Source organism: Ensifer sp. VA4 (assembly GCF_055710065.1).
The window spans coordinates 154,001-169,218 of sequence record NZ_JBVQPO010000011.1; the positions used below are offsets into that span (position 1 = coordinate 154,001).

12 protein-coding genes are annotated in these 15,218 nt (G+C 63.3%); 9 read left to right on the plus strand and 3 right to left on the minus strand.

Annotation, left to right across the window (positions count from 1 at the left end; genetic code table 11):
- Nucleotides 1-56: 56 nt before the first annotated feature.
- The 9 genes from AC0C6X_RS20265 (at nucleotide 57) to AC0C6X_RS20305 (ending at nucleotide 10,852) form a co-directional block, all read left to right on the plus strand.
- Nucleotides 57-641, plus strand: coding sequence for a winged helix DNA-binding protein (locus AC0C6X_RS20265; RefSeq protein WP_173519665.1), 585 nt, complete (start codon nucleotides 57-59; stop codon nucleotides 639-641).
- Nucleotides 642-654: 13 nt separating this feature from the next.
- The gene (locus tag AC0C6X_RS20270; RefSeq protein ID WP_472954802.1) at nucleotides 655-2,487 is read left to right on the plus strand and encodes an ABC transporter ATP-binding protein; all 1,833 of its coding nucleotides are present in this window, start codon (nucleotides 655-657) and stop codon (nucleotides 2,485-2,487) included.
- A gap of 106 nt (nucleotides 2,488-2,593) precedes the next feature.
- Nucleotides 2,594-4,066, plus strand: a complete 1,473-nt coding sequence (locus AC0C6X_RS20275) for an ABC transporter substrate-binding protein (RefSeq protein ID WP_472954803.1) — start codon at nucleotides 2,594-2,596, stop codon at nucleotides 4,064-4,066.
- Between the two features lie 61 nt (nucleotides 4,067-4,127).
- Nucleotides 4,128-5,051, plus strand: a complete 924-nt coding sequence (locus AC0C6X_RS20280; protein ID WP_173519662.1) for an ABC transporter permease — start codon at nucleotides 4,128-4,130, stop codon at nucleotides 5,049-5,051.
- 4 nt (nucleotides 5,052-5,055) lie between these two features.
- Nucleotides 5,056-5,910 (plus strand): ABC transporter permease, encoded by an 855-nt coding sequence (locus tag AC0C6X_RS20285; protein WP_173519661.1) that lies wholly within the window; start codon nucleotides 5,056-5,058, stop codon nucleotides 5,908-5,910.
- Nucleotides 5,907-7,646, plus strand: coding sequence for a M14 family metallopeptidase (locus tag AC0C6X_RS20290; RefSeq protein WP_472954806.1), 1,740 nt, complete (start codon nucleotides 5,907-5,909; stop codon nucleotides 7,644-7,646). Before AC0C6X_RS20285 ends, AC0C6X_RS20290 begins: the two co-directional genes overlap by 4 nt.
- A gap of 363 nt (nucleotides 7,647-8,009) precedes the next feature.
- Nucleotides 8,010-8,684: a response regulator transcription factor gene (locus tag AC0C6X_RS20295; RefSeq protein WP_173519659.1), complete on the plus strand. Its 675-nt coding sequence runs from the start codon at nucleotides 8,010-8,012 to the stop codon at nucleotides 8,682-8,684.
- Nucleotides 8,681-10,018 (plus strand): sensor histidine kinase, encoded by a 1,338-nt coding sequence (locus tag AC0C6X_RS20300; protein ID WP_472954808.1) that lies wholly within the window; start codon nucleotides 8,681-8,683, stop codon nucleotides 10,016-10,018. The genes AC0C6X_RS20295 and AC0C6X_RS20300 overlap by 4 nt, the downstream gene beginning before the upstream one ends.
- A 207-nt stretch (nucleotides 10,019-10,225) precedes the next feature.
- Complete coding sequence (locus AC0C6X_RS20305) at nucleotides 10,226-10,852, plus strand: outer membrane protein (protein WP_173519657.1); 627 nt, start codon at nucleotides 10,226-10,228, stop codon at nucleotides 10,850-10,852.
- A 109-nt stretch (nucleotides 10,853-10,961) separates the two neighbouring features.
- Here AC0C6X_RS20305 and AC0C6X_RS20310 read toward each other — a convergent pair whose 3' ends face one another.
- The 3 genes from AC0C6X_RS20310 to AC0C6X_RS20320 all read right to left on the minus strand — a co-directional run bounded on the left by AC0C6X_RS20310 (nucleotide 10,962) and on the right by AC0C6X_RS20320 (nucleotide 15,217).
- Entirely contained in the window at nucleotides 10,962-12,491 is a 1,530-nt protein-coding gene (locus tag AC0C6X_RS20310; RefSeq protein WP_247959160.1) for an FGGY-family carbohydrate kinase, read from the minus strand.
- 162 nt (nucleotides 12,492-12,653) lie between these two features.
- Nucleotides 12,654-13,496: a class I fructose-bisphosphate aldolase gene (locus AC0C6X_RS20315; RefSeq protein WP_173519655.1), complete on the minus strand. Its 843-nt coding sequence runs from the start codon at nucleotides 13,494-13,496 to the stop codon at nucleotides 12,654-12,656.
- Entirely contained in the window at nucleotides 13,469-15,217 is a 1,749-nt protein-coding gene (locus AC0C6X_RS20320; RefSeq protein WP_247959161.1) for a glycerol-3-phosphate dehydrogenase/oxidase, read from the minus strand. Before AC0C6X_RS20320 ends, AC0C6X_RS20315 begins: the two co-directional genes overlap by 28 nt.
- Between the last annotated feature and the right edge of the window lies 1 nt (nucleotide 15,218).

Consider the following 15,218-nt stretch of genomic DNA (forward strand, 5'->3'; position numbering starts at 1 on the left):
TTGACAAAATGTCGATAAAATGATGACATAAAATCGTCAAGATGAGGAAGAGCTGAATGACGAAGAAGTCGGAGGAGAGCTTCGAAGGTCGGGAATGGGCCGAAAATGCCCTGCCCGAACATCTAAAACCGGTCGCGGCCATCGGCCCAATCGTCTCTTCCGCACACCTTGCCGAAGGCGGCTCCCCCGGGCTCTCCGAAGTGGAATACGGGCTGATCCTCGCATCGCATGCCTTTCACCGCTGGATGATACGCTGCATGGCGGCCGCCGGCGTACCCGGTCTTTCCGCGATCGAAATCCTGATCCTGCACACGATCCGCCATCGCGATCGCGGCAAGAAGCTCGCCGACATCTGCCTGGTGCTCGATATCGAAGACACCCATGTCGCGACCTATGCCATCCGCAAGCTCGAAGCCGCCGGCCTGGTGACGACGGGCAAGGAAGGCAAGGAAAAGACCATCCGCATCACCGACAAGGGGGCAGAGGCCTGCACGCGCTACGCCCAGATCCGCGAGCGCCTGCTGGTTTCCTCCACCGCCAAAGCGCGTCCTTCTGAGGAGACGCTTTCCGAGATCGCCGCCGTCCTGCGTTTCATGTCGGGCGCCTATGAACAGTCCGCGCGCGCCGCGACCACATTGTAACGAGGAAGACCGCGTGACCGTCGATACGCCTGCACCACTGCTTGCCGTTGAGAAGCTTTCCGTCGCCTTCAACGGCAATCCGGTCGTGGAAGACCTGAGCTTCACGGTGACACCGGGACGCACGCTCGCGATCGTCGGCGAGTCCGGCTCCGGCAAGTCGGTAACGTCGCTCTCCATCATGCGGCTTGCCGACATGATGGGCGGCCAATTCCCGACGGGACGCATCCTGTTTTTCGGCAAGGACGGCGAGATCGACCTGACCGCCGCACCGCAGAAAACCATGCGCGCCATCCGCGGCAAGGAGATCGCAATGATCTTCCAGGAGCCTATGACGTCGCTGAACCCGGTCTTCACCATCGGCGACCAGGTCGCCGAAGTGCTGATGCTGCACGAGAAGATGACGAAGGCGGAAGCACTCGCCGAGACGCGCCGCCTGCTCGACATGGTGCGGCTTCCCGATTCCGCCGAACTGATCGGCCGCTATCCGCACCAGCTCTCCGGTGGCATGCGCCAGCGCGTCATGATCGCCATGGCGCTCGCCTGCCGGCCGAAGCTGCTGATCGCCGACGAGCCGACCACGGCACTCGACGTCACCATCCAGGCGCAGATCCTGACGATCATCCGAGACCTGCAAAAGGAGCTCGGCATGGCGGTGATCTTCATCACCCACGACATGGGCGTGGTCGCCGAGATGGCCGACGACGTCGTTGTCATGTGGAAGGGCCGCAAGGTCGAGGAAGGTCCGGTCGGCGAGATCTTCACCGCGCCCAAGCACCCCTATACCCAGACGCTGCTTTCCGCCGTGCCGAAGCTCGGCAGCATGGCGGGCGAGGAATTCCCGAAGCGCCTGCCGCTGACCGTCATGGTGGACGGCGAGCCGAAGCGCGTCGGCGACGTCCATATCCAGCGCACCGCCCGCTACGAAACCGCGCCGATCCTCTCGGTGCGCGATCTCGTGACCCGCTTTGATGTGCGCAAGAACCTCTTCGGCAAGGCGACGCACCGCGTGCATGCCATCGAAAACGTCAGCTTCGATATCTTCCCGGGCGAGACCCTGGCGCTCGTCGGTGAATCCGGCTCGGGCAAATCGACGATCGGCCGCACGATCCAGCAGCTCCAGGCCGCGACATCCGGCGAGATCCTCTTCGGCGGCCTCCCCGTTTCGGCGATGAGCTATGCGGAGCGGCAGCGATTGAAGCAGGAAATCCAGTACATCTTCCAGGATCCCTTCGCCTCGCTCGATCCGCGCAAGACCGTAGGCTTCTCGATCGCCGAGCCGATCCGTACCCATGGCCTGATCCTTGGCGAGAAGGACATCGAAAAGCGCGTTCACGAACTCTTGGAGCGCGTCGGCCTGACGGCGGCACACGCCAAGCGCTATCCGCACGAATTCTCCGGCGGCCAGCGTCAGCGCGTCTGCATCGCCCGCGCGCTCGCCTCGCGCCCCAAGCTGATCATCGCCGACGAGGCGCTTTCCGCCCTCGATGTCTCCATCCAGGCGCAGATCATCAACCTGTTCATGGAACTGCAGGAACAGGAAGGCCTCGCCTATCTCTTCATCAGCCATGACATGGCGGTGGTCGAACGCATGAGCCACCGCGTCGCCGTGCTCTATCTCGGCCAGGTGATGGAGTTCGGCAGCCGTGCCCAAGTGTTTGAAACGCCATCTCATCCCTATACGCGCCGGCTGCTTTCGGCCGTCCCCGTCGCCGAGCCCGGCAAGGGCCGCGAGCGCGCGATGCTGGAGGGCGAAATCCCGAGCCCCATCCGCCGTGTTGGCAACGAACCCGCGGTTCTGCCGCGCAAAGAAATCGCTCCTGGCCATTTCGTGGCCATGGACGCGTAAGCCGCCTTCTTTCCTAGAGAAGGCTGTCGAAACAGGAGTGAGTAAATGATCAACAAAAAGGGGGATCCACGCCGCTTTCATCGCGCTCGCGATGGCCGGCAGTTTCATGACCGCAGCCCCAGCCTCTGCCGCCGGCACGCTGACGGTATCGTCGCCGCAGGATCCGGGAAGCTGGGACCCGGTCGACACCTTCCTCGTCAACTGGGCATCCGTCGCCACCAACATCTACGATGGCCTCACCTATCGCGGCCCGGATCTCAAGCTCGCGCCCGGCCTTGCCACGTCGTGGGAAGAGCTCGACGGCGGCAAGCGCCTGCGCTTCACGCTGCGCGAGGGCGTCAAGTTCCACAATGGCGAGCCCTTCAACGCCGAAGCGGTGAAGTTCACCTTTGACCGCCTGCTCGGCGAGGAAGGCTCGAAAGGCCCGCAGAAGTCCAACTATGCCGTGATCGAGAAGGTCGAGATCGTCGACGAGAAGACCGTGGATCTTGTTCTCAAGGCTCCAGACCCGGTGCTGCTCACCAAGCTTGCCGGCTATGGCGCGATGATCGTGCCGCCGAACTACATAAAGGAGAAGGGCGAGGACTATTTCAACGCCCATCCGGTCGGAACCGGCCCCTTCAAGTTCGTCTCCTATGAGCCGAAGGTCGGGATCAAGCTCGAAGCCTTTGCCGACCACTGGGGCGGCGCGCCCAAGCTTTCGAATCTCAACTACCGCTTCATCTCGGAGCCGGCGACCGCCGTTGCCGAACTGCAGGCCGGCCGCGTCGATCTCGTCATCCCGCCGACCATTCCGATCGGTATGATCCCGACCATCCAGGACGACGGCAACCTCGAAATCGTCACCAGCCCGGGCCCGACTGTCTACGCGCTGCGCTTCAACACGCGCGACGGCATCACCAAGGATCCGAAGGTCCGAAAGGCGCTGATCCTCGGCGTCGACCGCGATACGATCATCCAGTCGATTCTCGGCGGCCAGGCAGACCCGATCGCCAGCTTCCAGGGTAAGCTCTCCTTCGGCTTCGACCCGGCGATGAAGCCGCTGCCTTATGATCCGGAACAGGCCAAGGCGCTGCTGAAGGAAGCCGGCGTGGCACCCGGTGCCTCGGTGCAGATCGACGTTCGCGGTAACGACGCGACCTTCAACGAAGTGGTGCAGGCAATCGCGAGCTACCTGCAGCTCATCGGCATCAACGCGACGATCAAGCCTTACGAAACCAACGTTCTCCTGAACGACATCATCCCGGCCGGCAAGACCGGCGCGATGTTCCAGCAGTCCTGGGGCGGCTGGACGCTCGACTACGACAACACCGCCTATTCGATGTACCACTCCGGCGAAAAGTGGAACCCCTACGACAAGGACGCGGAACTCGACAAGCTGCTCGAATCCCAGCGTTCGATCACCGATCGTGCCAAGCGCGAGGAGATCCTCAAGCAGATCGCCAATTACGCCGCCGACCGCGCGCTCGAAATGCCGCTCTATAACCTCAACGCCATCTTCGGCGTGAGCAAGCGGGTCAAGAACTTCGCGCCGGTACCGGACAGCCGCCTGCGGCTGACGGACGTGACGGTCGAGTAAACAATCCGGTCCGCCGCTTTACCTGTGAGGCGGCGGACCACTTTTTAAAAGGGCGGGTCACTTGGCCGGATTTCTGATCAAACGTTTTCTGCAGGCGGTCTTCGTCGTGTTCGTCGTGACCCTGACCGTCTCCTATGCCATTCGGTTCACCGGTGACCCCGCACTGATGCTGGCGCAGGGCGCCGGCAGCGTCACCGAGGAAGACCTCGTGCGCATCCGCGAAGGGCTCGGCCTCAACCAGCCGTTCCTGGCGCAGTATTTTGACTTCATCAAAGGCCTGTTCACGCTCGATTTCGGCCGCTCGTTCCTCGGCGGCACGCCCGTTTCGCAGCTGATCGCCTCGGCCTTGCCAGCGACCATGCTGCTTGCCTTCGCCTCGCTGATCGTCTCGATCGCCATCTCCATTCCGCTCGGCATCCGTGCCGCCGTCGCCCGCGGCAAATGGGCCGATCAGACGATCCGTATCCTGTCGCTGATCGGGCTTTCCTTCCCGAACTTCTGGCTGGCGATCATGCTGGTGCTGCTCTTCTCGATCGTGCTCAAATGGCTGCCGCCGAGCGGCATGGACGGCTTCGCAAGCTTCATCATGCCGGCGCTGACCATGGGCATCATCCTGACGGCGACGAACGTGCGACTGGTGCGCACCGCCATGCTGGAAACGCTGCAGTCGCAATACATCATGGTCGCCCGCGCCAAGGGCCTCAGTGAGAGCAAGGTGCTCTACAAGCACGCATTGCGTAACTGCGCGATCCCGCTGATCACCTATTTCGGCCTGCAATTCGGCGGCCTGCTTGGCGGCATCGTCGTCGTCGAGCTCGTCTTCAACTGGCCGGGCATGGGCACGCTCGCCTTCGATGCGGTCGCTTCGCGCGACTACCCCGTGCTTCAAGCCGTCATTACCGTGCTTTCGCTGATGATCGTGTTCGTCAACCTCTTGGTCGACATCGCCTACGGGCTCGTCGATCCACGCATCCGGACGGAGTGAGCCGATGACCACCAAGGCCGCCAACGCCCGCTTCGCCCGTTTCCGCAACCTCGAATTCATCCTCGGCGCGTTTCTGACCGGCAGCATCTGCCTCGCCGTCATCTTCTCCGGCGTGCTCTTTCCGGGAGGTGTCGACAAGATCGACCTGATGGCGCGCCTCACCCCGCCCTTCGTCAACTGGGCGCATCCGCTCGGCACCGACCCGCTGGGGCGTGACGTGCTCGCCCGCGTGGTCGCCGGCGGCAAGATCTCGCTGCTCGTCGGTCTGACCTCGGTTGCCGGCGCCGTCGTCGTCGGCGTGATCATGGGGCTCGTCTCCGGCTACTATCGTGGCTTCTGGGACATGCTCGTCATGCGTTTCGCCGACGTGCAGCTCGCGCTGCCGTTCATCCTGCTTGCGATCACCTTCATCGCCATCGTCGGCGGCGGGCTTGCCAACACCATCATCCTCCTGATCGTGTCGCAATGGGTGCAATATGCCCGGCTCGTTCGCGGATCGGTGCTGTCGCTGCGCGAGCGCGAGTTCATCCAGTCGGCCCGTGCCATCGGCGTGCGCGACTACAAGATCCTCTTCCAGCATCTGTTGCCCAATCTGATCGGGCCGGTCATCGTGTTGATGACGCTCAACGTCGCCAACAACATCCTGCTCGAAAGCAGCCTCACTTTCCTCGGCCTCGGCGTCGACCCGCTGATCCCGAGTTGGGGCGGCATGCTTGCCGACGGCCGCACCTATCTGCAGAACGCCTGGTGGGTCAGCGTCTTCCCGGGCCTTGCGATCCTGCTCACCGTTCTCGGCCTCAATCTTCTCGGCGACTGGCTGCGCGACAGTCTCGACCCAACCGGCAGAACTTCACGATGACGACGATTTTCGAAGGCGCTTTCGAGCGCACGCTCGACACCCTTCTTAGCACCTATGGCAAGGAGGCGGCCCGCGGCACCAAGCTCGAAGCCTGGCTTTTCGACGATGCCGCCAGCCGCAAGGCCGCCGAACAGAAGCTCGCGAGCTTCGGCGTGAAGGCCAAGCTCCGCAGCGCCTACAAGCCGTTGCTGCATTTTTTCCTCGAGGAAGTCGATCGCACGACGCTCGCCCGTGTCGTCGTCAGCTATCCCCAGCATGAAGGCGCGCCGCAGAACCGCTTCCTGCTGGAAGCTTATCCGCTCGCAGCACTCGTTGGCGACGCGAAGATCCGCTTCGAGGCCGGCAGCAAGGCCGCCTTTACCTATGACGTCGCGCTGACCTTCCACGACGGGCGTCAGGAAAACCATACAGTCTTTGCCCCCAACCGCATTCACTCCGATTTCGTCGGCGAAACGCTATTGTCACCGACAGGCTGGGTCCGTCTCGATGAGGGCTGCGACAAATGCCGCGAATGCCATCTCGAGACCGACTATGAGCGTCTCTTTTCCGGAACCATGCGGGCGATCGCCGATCATGCCTGGGGCGAAAGCGAGCCCTATTTCGAAGAGCTCAACATCCGCGTGACCCTGCCAATCACCGACTTCCGCCTGCCCGTCGGCGAAGAGGTGGTAAGCCTTCGCGAGGCAATGCACGAGGATTTCTACTTCTCTCTGCTCGAAGTCTTCCAGAAGAAGTCCGGCCGGCCGCTCGGCGACCGCGGGCTGAAACCTGGGCAGATCGTGCCGGAGATCGTCTTCGGTGTCGGCAGGCCCACCGTCGTCGTCGAAGTACGGCCCCTGCAGGCAGGTGATGGCGAGGGCGAAACCCAGCCGATCGAAACCGCTGAAGCGCCGCTCACGGTCGCCCAGATCCATGCCGAGCTCGCCGCGATCGCCGGGCAGCCGTTCGAAGCGCAATCGCGTGCCGGCCGGTCCGTCAAGGCCCGCTATCACAAGGGAAGTGATGCTGCTGTGATGATCAGCGGCGGTCAGCATCCAAACGAGACGACCGGCATCGTCGGCGCGCTTCGCGCCGCTCAGGTGCTCGCTGCCCGACCGGGCACGCATTTCACCATCTCGCCGCTCGAAAACCCCGACGGCTACGCCGTGCACCAGCGGCTGCGCGCGGACAACCCGCTGCACATGCACCATGCGGCCCGCTACACGGCGCTCGGCGACGACCTCGAATATCGCACCGGCACCGCGCTCAACGAGCGCGAAATCCGTAAAGAGGCCGAGCGCCTGACCGGTGCGCAGCTCCACGTCAATCTGCACGGCTATCCATCGCACGAGTGGACCCGTCCGCTGTCGGGTTACGTGCCCCGCGGCTTTGCCATGTGGACCCTGCCCAAGGGCTTCTTCCTGATCATGCGGCATCATGCCGAATGGGCGGCACGTGCGGAGCAGTTGATCGCGGAAGTCACCGTGAGGCTCGCCGCCGTCCCGGGTCTGCTCGCCTATAACGACGCCCAGATCGCGCTTTACGAGACCCATGCCGGCGAAACCGGCTTCCGCATCATCAATGGCTTCCCCTGCATGATCTCCGTCGACGACCGCCATACTGCGCCGCTGACGCTGATCACCGAATATCCGGATGAAACCATCTACGGTGATGCCTTCATCGCCGGCCACGACGCCCAGAAGGAAACGGTTCTCGCGGCCTACGAGGCGTTCCAGCGGATAATGGCTGTCGCCTAAACCCACGGAGCGACGGTATCCAACGCCGCCGCGCCAAAGCCCGGCCCTTGAATAGTCGCTGCCAGCGGCAAGCCGCCGCTGGCGACCTTAGCAATCCGACACCTTCGCGACCGGATACGGTAAAGCCGGAGGCGGCTGCCTTGCCGTGCCATTGTATGTGCCGCTACTGCATGTCTCCTTAAATCGACTTCGATTTAAGGACAAAGACATGCAGCAAATCAAAGTGCTACAGCGACCTTTGCGCGTCTGATTAGACGCGCGGCGCTGTAGAACCGGCACACGCTATGCACGCATGCGCCGCAACGTTGCTGCAATCCTTGTCGACCAGACGTGAGGCAACATTTATCGTGTTCGGAGAATTCAATGCGCCTGCTCCTTGTCGAGGACGAGCTGGAAATGGCGACCGCGCTCGGCGCCGCGCTCGGTCGCTACGACATGATCCTGGATCATGCGCCAACGCTCGACCATGCATTGGCTGCCCTGGCCAGTCGGGTGCATGACGGCATCATACTTGACCGGCAATTGCCCGATGGCGACGGGCTCTCGCTCATCCCACGCGTCCGTGCGCTGAAATCCGGAATTCCCGTGATCGTTCTGACCGCGCGCGGCGCGGTCGATGAACGTGTCCGTGGCCTCGACATGGGCGCCGACGATTATCTCGCCAAGCCCTTTGCCGTCGAAGAACTGTTGGCGCGCATTCGCGCCCTGATGCGGCGTTCGCCGGATATCGCCCCCATGACGGCGCGCATCGGCAAACTCGTCTTCGATTTCGACGGCAGGCAGGCGCAGGTGAACGGCCAGTTGCTCGACCTGCCCCGCCGAGAGCTGCTGGTGCTGGAAACGCTGGCGCGGCGGCAGGGCCGCACCGTGCAGCGCTCGACGTTGGAGGAGTCCGTCTACGGCTACGATGACGAGATCCAATCCAACTCACTCGACGCGCATGTCTCACGGCTGCGCCGCAAGCTTGCTGATTGCGGTGCCGGCGTGGAGATCCACAGCATCCGCGGCGTCGGCTATTTGCTGAGACCCTCGCCATGAGCACGTCATCCGTCAACTCGTTGAAGAAGCGCCTGATCTGGCAGATTCTCACCTTTCAGGTGCTCTTGTTGATGGCGGTCATGGCCGGCTTCATGGCGTTGTTGACCCGTGCCGATCTTGGCGGAAAATTCCTCGATGCCGATGCAGCTTCGGTCGCAGCCGGGGCGATCCGGCCGGAACCGGGCGGTGGACTGACGCTGGTCGAGACAGCGCAGTTGCTCGCCATGCGAGCCGAGTCCCCCGATTTCTGGTTCATCGCGAGAAACGAACGCGGCGACATAATCCGCAGCGGGCCCGTGCCTGATGCTTACCGCAGCATCGGCGAGCACCTGGATCGGATCGCCTTTGGCGATATACGGGACAGCGTCGAACCCTACACCCTCTCGTCGATCGTGCGCTCGGTCAGCACCGAAAGCGGCACCTACACGGTGCTTGCGGGCGGCGGTCGCCTGTGGAGCGCGTCCTTCGCCGTGTTCCTGCTGGCAAATCTGCTGCTGCTGCCGATTGTGCTGATCGTCGTGCTGATCCCGGTCTTCGCCATCCCGATCATCGTCAGGCGCGCCTTTGCCGGTCTCTCCGACATGGTCGACCAGGCCAGGAAGATCGATGTCGATCGCCGCGGCGCCCGCCTGTCGGATCACCACGTTCCGGCCGAGGTGCGACCGCTGGTCGAGGCTTTCAACGGCGCACTGCAGCGGCTCGATGAGGGATACGAGAGGCGACAGCGTTTCATCCTGGATGCGGCGCATGAACTCCGGACCCCGGTGGCGATCCTGCAGACGCGGCTGGAAAGCATGGATGCCGGGCCGCTCAGAAACCGGCTGCTGATCGATTCCAATCGCATCGCCGGGCTTGCCGAACAGCTTCTCGATCTCGAACGGATCGATCGCGATGACGCGGACTTCATCTCGCTTGACCTGGTATCGCTCTGCCGCGACGTCGCCGCGGATCTCGCTCCGCTGGCGCTTTCGGCCGGTTGCGACCTTTCCTTCGCGCCTGGCGTCGACCAGGTCCTCGTGCGCGGCGACGCCGGAGCCATCGGGCGCGCCGTCACCAACCTCGTGCGCAATGCCATCGAACATGCCGGCGGCCTCATAACCATTCGCGTCGAAAGCGGCGGCGTGATCGAAGTCACCGACGAGGGCCCCGGCATTCCCGAACGCGAGCGCGAGCGAATCTTCGAGCCGTTTCATCGCCTGCAGCCGCGTGATCACGGCGCTGGTCTCGGCCTGCATCTGGTGAGCGAGATCATTGGTCGCCACAAGGGTCATATTTCCGTCGTCGACGAGCCCTCCGGCGGCGCCTGCTTCCGCATCAACCTGCCTGCCGTGTAACCCAGGGTCGGCGCGGAAACGTAGTTAATACATAATTAATAGTAAAATCAGCATCTTAATTGATTTGCGCAATGTTGGCGCAATCCGTGAAGCCGACAAAGGACGTGCATCTTCCAAGCTTCGCGACCGCGCTACCCGGCACGAGACGCGAAACGGAAGACGGAAAGCGCCGCGAAGGGCGCCCTATCCAATCCACGGAGCAATATCATGCGGCATTCCAGCAAGTTTTCGATCTGGTCCAGTCTTACCCTGCTAGCCGTCCTCGGCGTCCAGCAGGCCCAGGCGGCCGACTTCCCCGCGACCGATTATCAGGATCCGCCAGCCTTTAGCTGGAGCGGCGCATATGTCGGTGCGCATGGCGGCCTCGGCTTTAGCGGCAGCCCTAACCCCTTCGCCGATCGCAACGGCGTCGCGCTCGGCGTCCAGGCCGGTTACAACTTGCAGGCCGGTCCTGGCATCGTCGGCGCCGAAATCGAGGGCTCCTATCTCGGCGACACCGAGCACAAGGTCAATGGCGGCAAGCTCAAGGAAAAATGGCGCGGCGCGATCAAGGCGAAGGCCGGTCTCACCTTCGACCAGACACTCGTCTACGGTACCGCCGGCTATGCGATGACCAATTACAAGAAGGGCGGCGACGTTCGTAACGATGTCGGCTTCAAGGGCGGCTATCTGCTCGGCGCCGGCATCGAACAGGCATTTGCCGGCGGTCTTTCGGCGAAGATCGAATACAACTACATCGCCACGCCGGATGTCCGCACCAGCACCGTTTCGGGTTCCAGCGAAAAGGACCTCAACAGCCACGTCATCAAGGCCGGCATCAACATGCGGTTCTGACGAGGCTGTTGGTGCGCGGTGGTGCCCCCGCTAAGCCGACGCTCTCTCCCGAAAGCAGATCTGCCTCTGAAGTGCCGGCAAACGGCAAAGCGCCACCCCGAAAGCCGGTTCACTCCGCCGCTTCCCTCACCGATGGCGCGGGTGTAGCCAGCCGGCGCCAAATCGGCGCCATGGCGGCGGCGATCTCGCCGTAGAGCGCGAAACGCCGGTCATAGTGTGCGCTGAGCGCGGCATTCGGCCGGTAGTGGCGCTCGGTTTGGACCATTGCCGCAGCACCGGCGGAGATGTCTGCGAAGAGGCCGATCCCGGCACCGGCCGCAATCGCGGCGCCCAACGCGCCGGTCTCCCGCGAGCGGGCAACTGTGACCGGCACGCCAAGCACGTCGGCAAAGATCTGCGGCCAGATGAGGCTACGCGATCCGCCACCCGAGAGCACCGCCTCATCGAAGCGCGCGCCGGCTGCACGCAGCGTCGCGATATGCTGGCGGTGGCCGAAGGCGACGCCTTCGAGCACGGCGCGGACCAGATTGCCCTTCGTGTGCCAGCCGGCAATACCGTAGAAGCCGGCACGCGCATTGCCGTCCTGCTGAGCGCCATAGAGAAATGGATGGTAGAGCGGATCGTTTGCCGCCGGCTCGACATCCGCCGCCAGTTGGCAGCAGAGGTCGAAGGGCGATCGGCCGTCGCTGGCATCGTGCGGAAAGAGTTCGCGCACCAGCCATTCGAGATTGGCAGCCGAAGTCGCGCTTGCCTCGATCGCCATATAACGCTTGTGATCGAAGGTCGACGACATGAAAAGCGGGCTCGATAGATCGGGCTGATCGATGATCACCTGGTTGATGCTCCAGGTGCCCGCGATGATGGAGGCCGCGCCAGTGCGGGTAACGCCGGAGCCGATCGCCGAGGCGACGACGTCGAAGAGACCGCCGACAACCGGCATACCCTCGGCGAGCCCGGTTTGCGCCGCTGCATCCTCGGTCACCCTGCCGACGATATCGGCGCTCTCGGCGAGGTTGGGCAAGAGGTCCATGCAGTCGCCAAGCCCGTAGGCCCTCATCAGCGCGTCGTCGTAGCGCCGGGCGGCAACGTCGATAAGCCCCGCACCACTCATATCGGAGACGTCGCTGACGCGGGCGCCGGTCAAACGATTGACGACGAAATCCTTGCAGAGAAACACCGTGCCGATCCTCGCAAAGAGCTCCGGCCGATGGCGCTTCAGCCAGGCAAGCAGCGTCGGCGTCTGTGATGGCCAGGGCCTCTGCCCGGCAACCGGGTAGGTGCGTTCGCCGACGCCTTCGGCCTGCCATTCCTCGACGAGGCCGGCGGCGCGGGTGTCGAGCGACTGGATGCCAAGCAACGGTTCGCCGTCGCGATCGAGGGCATAGAGGCCGTTGCCATGACCGGCGCAGCCGATGGCCACGATCTCGCTCGCCGGGATACCGGCGCGCTCGATGCAGGCGCGGATCACCACCTTTGCATGGCTCCAGAGCTCGCCAAGCCCTCGCTCCACGTGACCGGGTTTCGGCACATGGCTATGTCCCTCCTCCGCGGCCATCGCGATCTCGTTGCCGCGACGATCGAAGATCACAGCCTTGATCACGGTGTTTCCGGCATCGATCCCGAGCAGATACTCTCCCATAGGCGAACCCCTCCCAAGGTTCTCAATCCAGTTGCTGGAACGCTGCCGGTGTTCTCACAGCGGCAGCGTTCCTTTCGCGCCAAAGCATCCTTATACGTTCAACCGAATGCGCTTGCTCTAGTAGGCATCGCCGCTTCTGAAGCGCGAGCCCGATCGCCGATTTCAACCGCGCTGGTAGAGCGCGTAGGCCTCCTCGCCGCTTGCGTCCTCATGCACAATCGCCATCAGGCCGCGCACCACGGCGCTCGGATTGGCGTGCTGGTAGATGTTTCGGCCATAGACCATGCCCATTGCGCCTTGGCGCATCAAGGCCGAAGACTTGTCGAAGACGCTGCGCAGATCCTCCTTGCCGCCGCCACGCACCAGAACCGGGCAGCGGGCTGCCTCGACGACCCGGTGGAAATCTTCCGGATTGGTGGTCGGGTCCGCCTTCACGATATCCGCACCCATTTCGCGCGCGAGCCGGGTCAGCGTCACGATCTTCTCGGCATCGCCATCGACCATGTAACCGCCATGTTCGGTGACAGGCTGCATCACCAGAGGCTCGATCATCAGCGGCATGCCGTATTTCTCGCAATCGGCCCTGACCCGCGAGATGTTGGCGACACATTGCCGGAAGAGATCCGGCTCATCCGGCAGCATGAAGAGATTGACGACGACGCAGGCCGCGTCCATCGCCAGCGCGCCGATCAGCGGCTCAGCCTCGTTCTGCAACACCGCCCACATGTGCCGGTGGCGGATGCGGTTATAGGGATTGCCCATGTCGAGACGCATGACGAGCGCCGGCTTGTCCTTGCCGGGCACATCCTGCAGCAGGTCCGCCTGGCCGTAATTCATCTGGATCGCGTCCGGCGCGGCGGCGACCAGCGCCTTCACCACGGCGGACATATCCTCGAGGCCGTTGAGGAAGGACGGTTCGTTGCAGACGCCATGATCGATCGCCACATCGAGACAGCGCCCCCCACCAAAGAGACGGTTCATCCGGACCTTGCGGTTGTTTCGCATAATGCACTCCTTTGTTCGTTCCGTGCGGAAAGGGCTTCCTCGTCGACGCCATGGCGCTCGGCGAGAAGAGTAAGAAATCGCTTACGCTCCGCGGCAACCTGCACCGGCGGCCAGTGTTTTTCGGTCGCGAGCAAGGCGAGAACGGCGTCGGTCATATCGAGCGAAAGCTGTCCTGATATCGCCAGCGTCGTGCGGCGCAGCAGCAGGTCGTCGAGATGCTCAACCGCCTCGTTGTGGATCAGGAACTGCATCTCGCGTATTGAATAGTCAGGATGCGGCAGGGCGTGATCGGCACCGCCGGCGATGAAATCGGCGACCAGCGTCGAGTCGGTTCCGTAGCGCGTCAGCAGGACGTCGATCCGCGCCTGGCAAAGGCCGGTCGCCAAGGCGACATCGTGAATCCATGCGTCTCGATCCGATGGGAAATGCCTGCCACCGCCGATCGCGCGCTCGCCGGTCGACACGCGGCGCTGGCGCCCCAGGCGCTCCAGCGCGAGGTCGGCCGCCAACTCGCCGAAGGAGCGGAACGTCGTCCACTTGCCGCCGATCATACAGAGCACTGGCGCACCATCCTCAGCGCCACCCACGAACGTACAGAAATGGTCACGCGGGATGCGGCCGGTGAAACTGTCCTGACTCGCCGGCAGCGGGCGTACTCCGGCGAACTGGAACACCACCTCTTCCGGCTCGATCCTGATCGATGGAAGCACAAAGGCGAGCGATTGCAGGATGTAGTCGCGCTCGTCGCGCTCGCAGCGCACCGTCGAGGGATCATCGACACGGATGTCCGTCGAGCCCACCAGCACCTTGCCTAGATAGGGAAAGAGGATGCAGATGCGGCCGTCCTCGTTCTCGTAATAAATCATGTGACCGTCGAGCGCGTCCAAGAGCTTGGGGTTGTCGATGATGAGGTGTGATCCCTTGGTACCGCCCATCAATGGCGCCGGCTTTGACGTCGCGGGAAACAGAGCGCCGTTGGCGATATCGATCCAACCGCCGGTGGCGTTGATGATGAGGCTGGGCTCGATCGGAGCAACGGCACCGGTAACGCCGTCCTTTAGTTCGTAGCGCCCGGGTGCTGAAAGGGTCAGCTCCGCATAGTTGACCGTGCGGGCATGGGTACCGGCGGCGAGCCCGTCCTTCAGCAGCTCGATACCGAGACGTTCCGGCTGGCTGACCCAGGCGTCGTAATAGGTGGCGGAGCTCTTGATCTGTGGATTGAGCGCCGGCCAACGGGCGAGCGTCGCGCGCCGCCCGCGAAAGGCATGCCGCGGCAGGAGCGCCCGCCTGCGCGTCAGGAAATCATAGATGCCGAGACCAAGTTTGACTGCGATCGCGCCGCGACGGCTCGGGCGGCGCGTCAGCCCGAGGAACCGCACGGCGCCATTCGCAAGCCCTGAAAAGATATCGAAGATTGGCACCGTCGTCGGCAACGGCGCCACATAGTGAGGCGCATTCTTGAGCAACCGGTCACGCTCGACGAGCGATTCGCGCACCAGGCTGAACTCGCCGTTTTCGAGATAGCGAAGCCCGCCATGCACCATGCGCGACAGAGCCGCGCTTGCGCCCGAGCAGTAGTCGTGCTTCTCGACGAGCAGCACGTTCACCCCCTGCAACGCCAGCTCGCGAAAAACGCTGAGGCCGTTGATGCCGCCGCCGAGGACGCACACGTCCACCTTCGGGCTCTTGGCGAGCCCGTTGAAAATCTCTTCACGGTTCATG

Excerpts from the sequence above, each read along its gene's own strand:
- AC0C6X_RS20290 (WP_472954806.1), top strand. The coding sequence starts at position 5,907 with ATGACGACGATTTTCGAAGGCGCTTTCGAGCGCACGCTCGACACCCTT.
- AC0C6X_RS20315 (WP_173519655.1), bottom strand. The coding sequence starts at position 13,496 with ATGCGAAACAACCGCAAGGTCCGGATGAACCGTCTCTTTGGTGGGGGG.
- AC0C6X_RS20265 (WP_173519665.1), top strand. The coding sequence starts at position 57 with ATGACGAAGAAGTCGGAGGAGAGCTTCGAAGGTCGGGAATGGGCCGAA.
- AC0C6X_RS20275 (WP_472954803.1), top strand. The coding sequence starts at position 2,594 with ATGACCGCAGCCCCAGCCTCTGCCGCCGGCACGCTGACGGTATCGTCG.
- AC0C6X_RS20305 (WP_173519657.1), top strand. The coding sequence starts at position 10,226 with ATGCGGCATTCCAGCAAGTTTTCGATCTGGTCCAGTCTTACCCTGCTA.
- AC0C6X_RS20285 (WP_173519661.1), top strand. The coding sequence starts at position 5,056 with ATGACCACCAAGGCCGCCAACGCCCGCTTCGCCCGTTTCCGCAACCTC.
- AC0C6X_RS20310 (WP_247959160.1), bottom strand. The coding sequence starts at position 12,491 with ATGGGAGAGTATCTGCTCGGGATCGATGCCGGAAACACCGTGATCAAG.
- AC0C6X_RS20300 (WP_472954808.1), top strand. The coding sequence starts at position 8,681 with ATGAGCACGTCATCCGTCAACTCGTTGAAGAAGCGCCTGATCTGGCAG.
- AC0C6X_RS20320 (WP_247959161.1), bottom strand. The coding sequence starts at position 15,217 with ATGAACCGTGAAGAGATTTTCAACGGGCTCGCCAAGAGCCCGAAGGTG.
- AC0C6X_RS20295 (WP_173519659.1), top strand. The coding sequence starts at position 8,010 with ATGCGCCTGCTCCTTGTCGAGGACGAGCTGGAAATGGCGACCGCGCTC.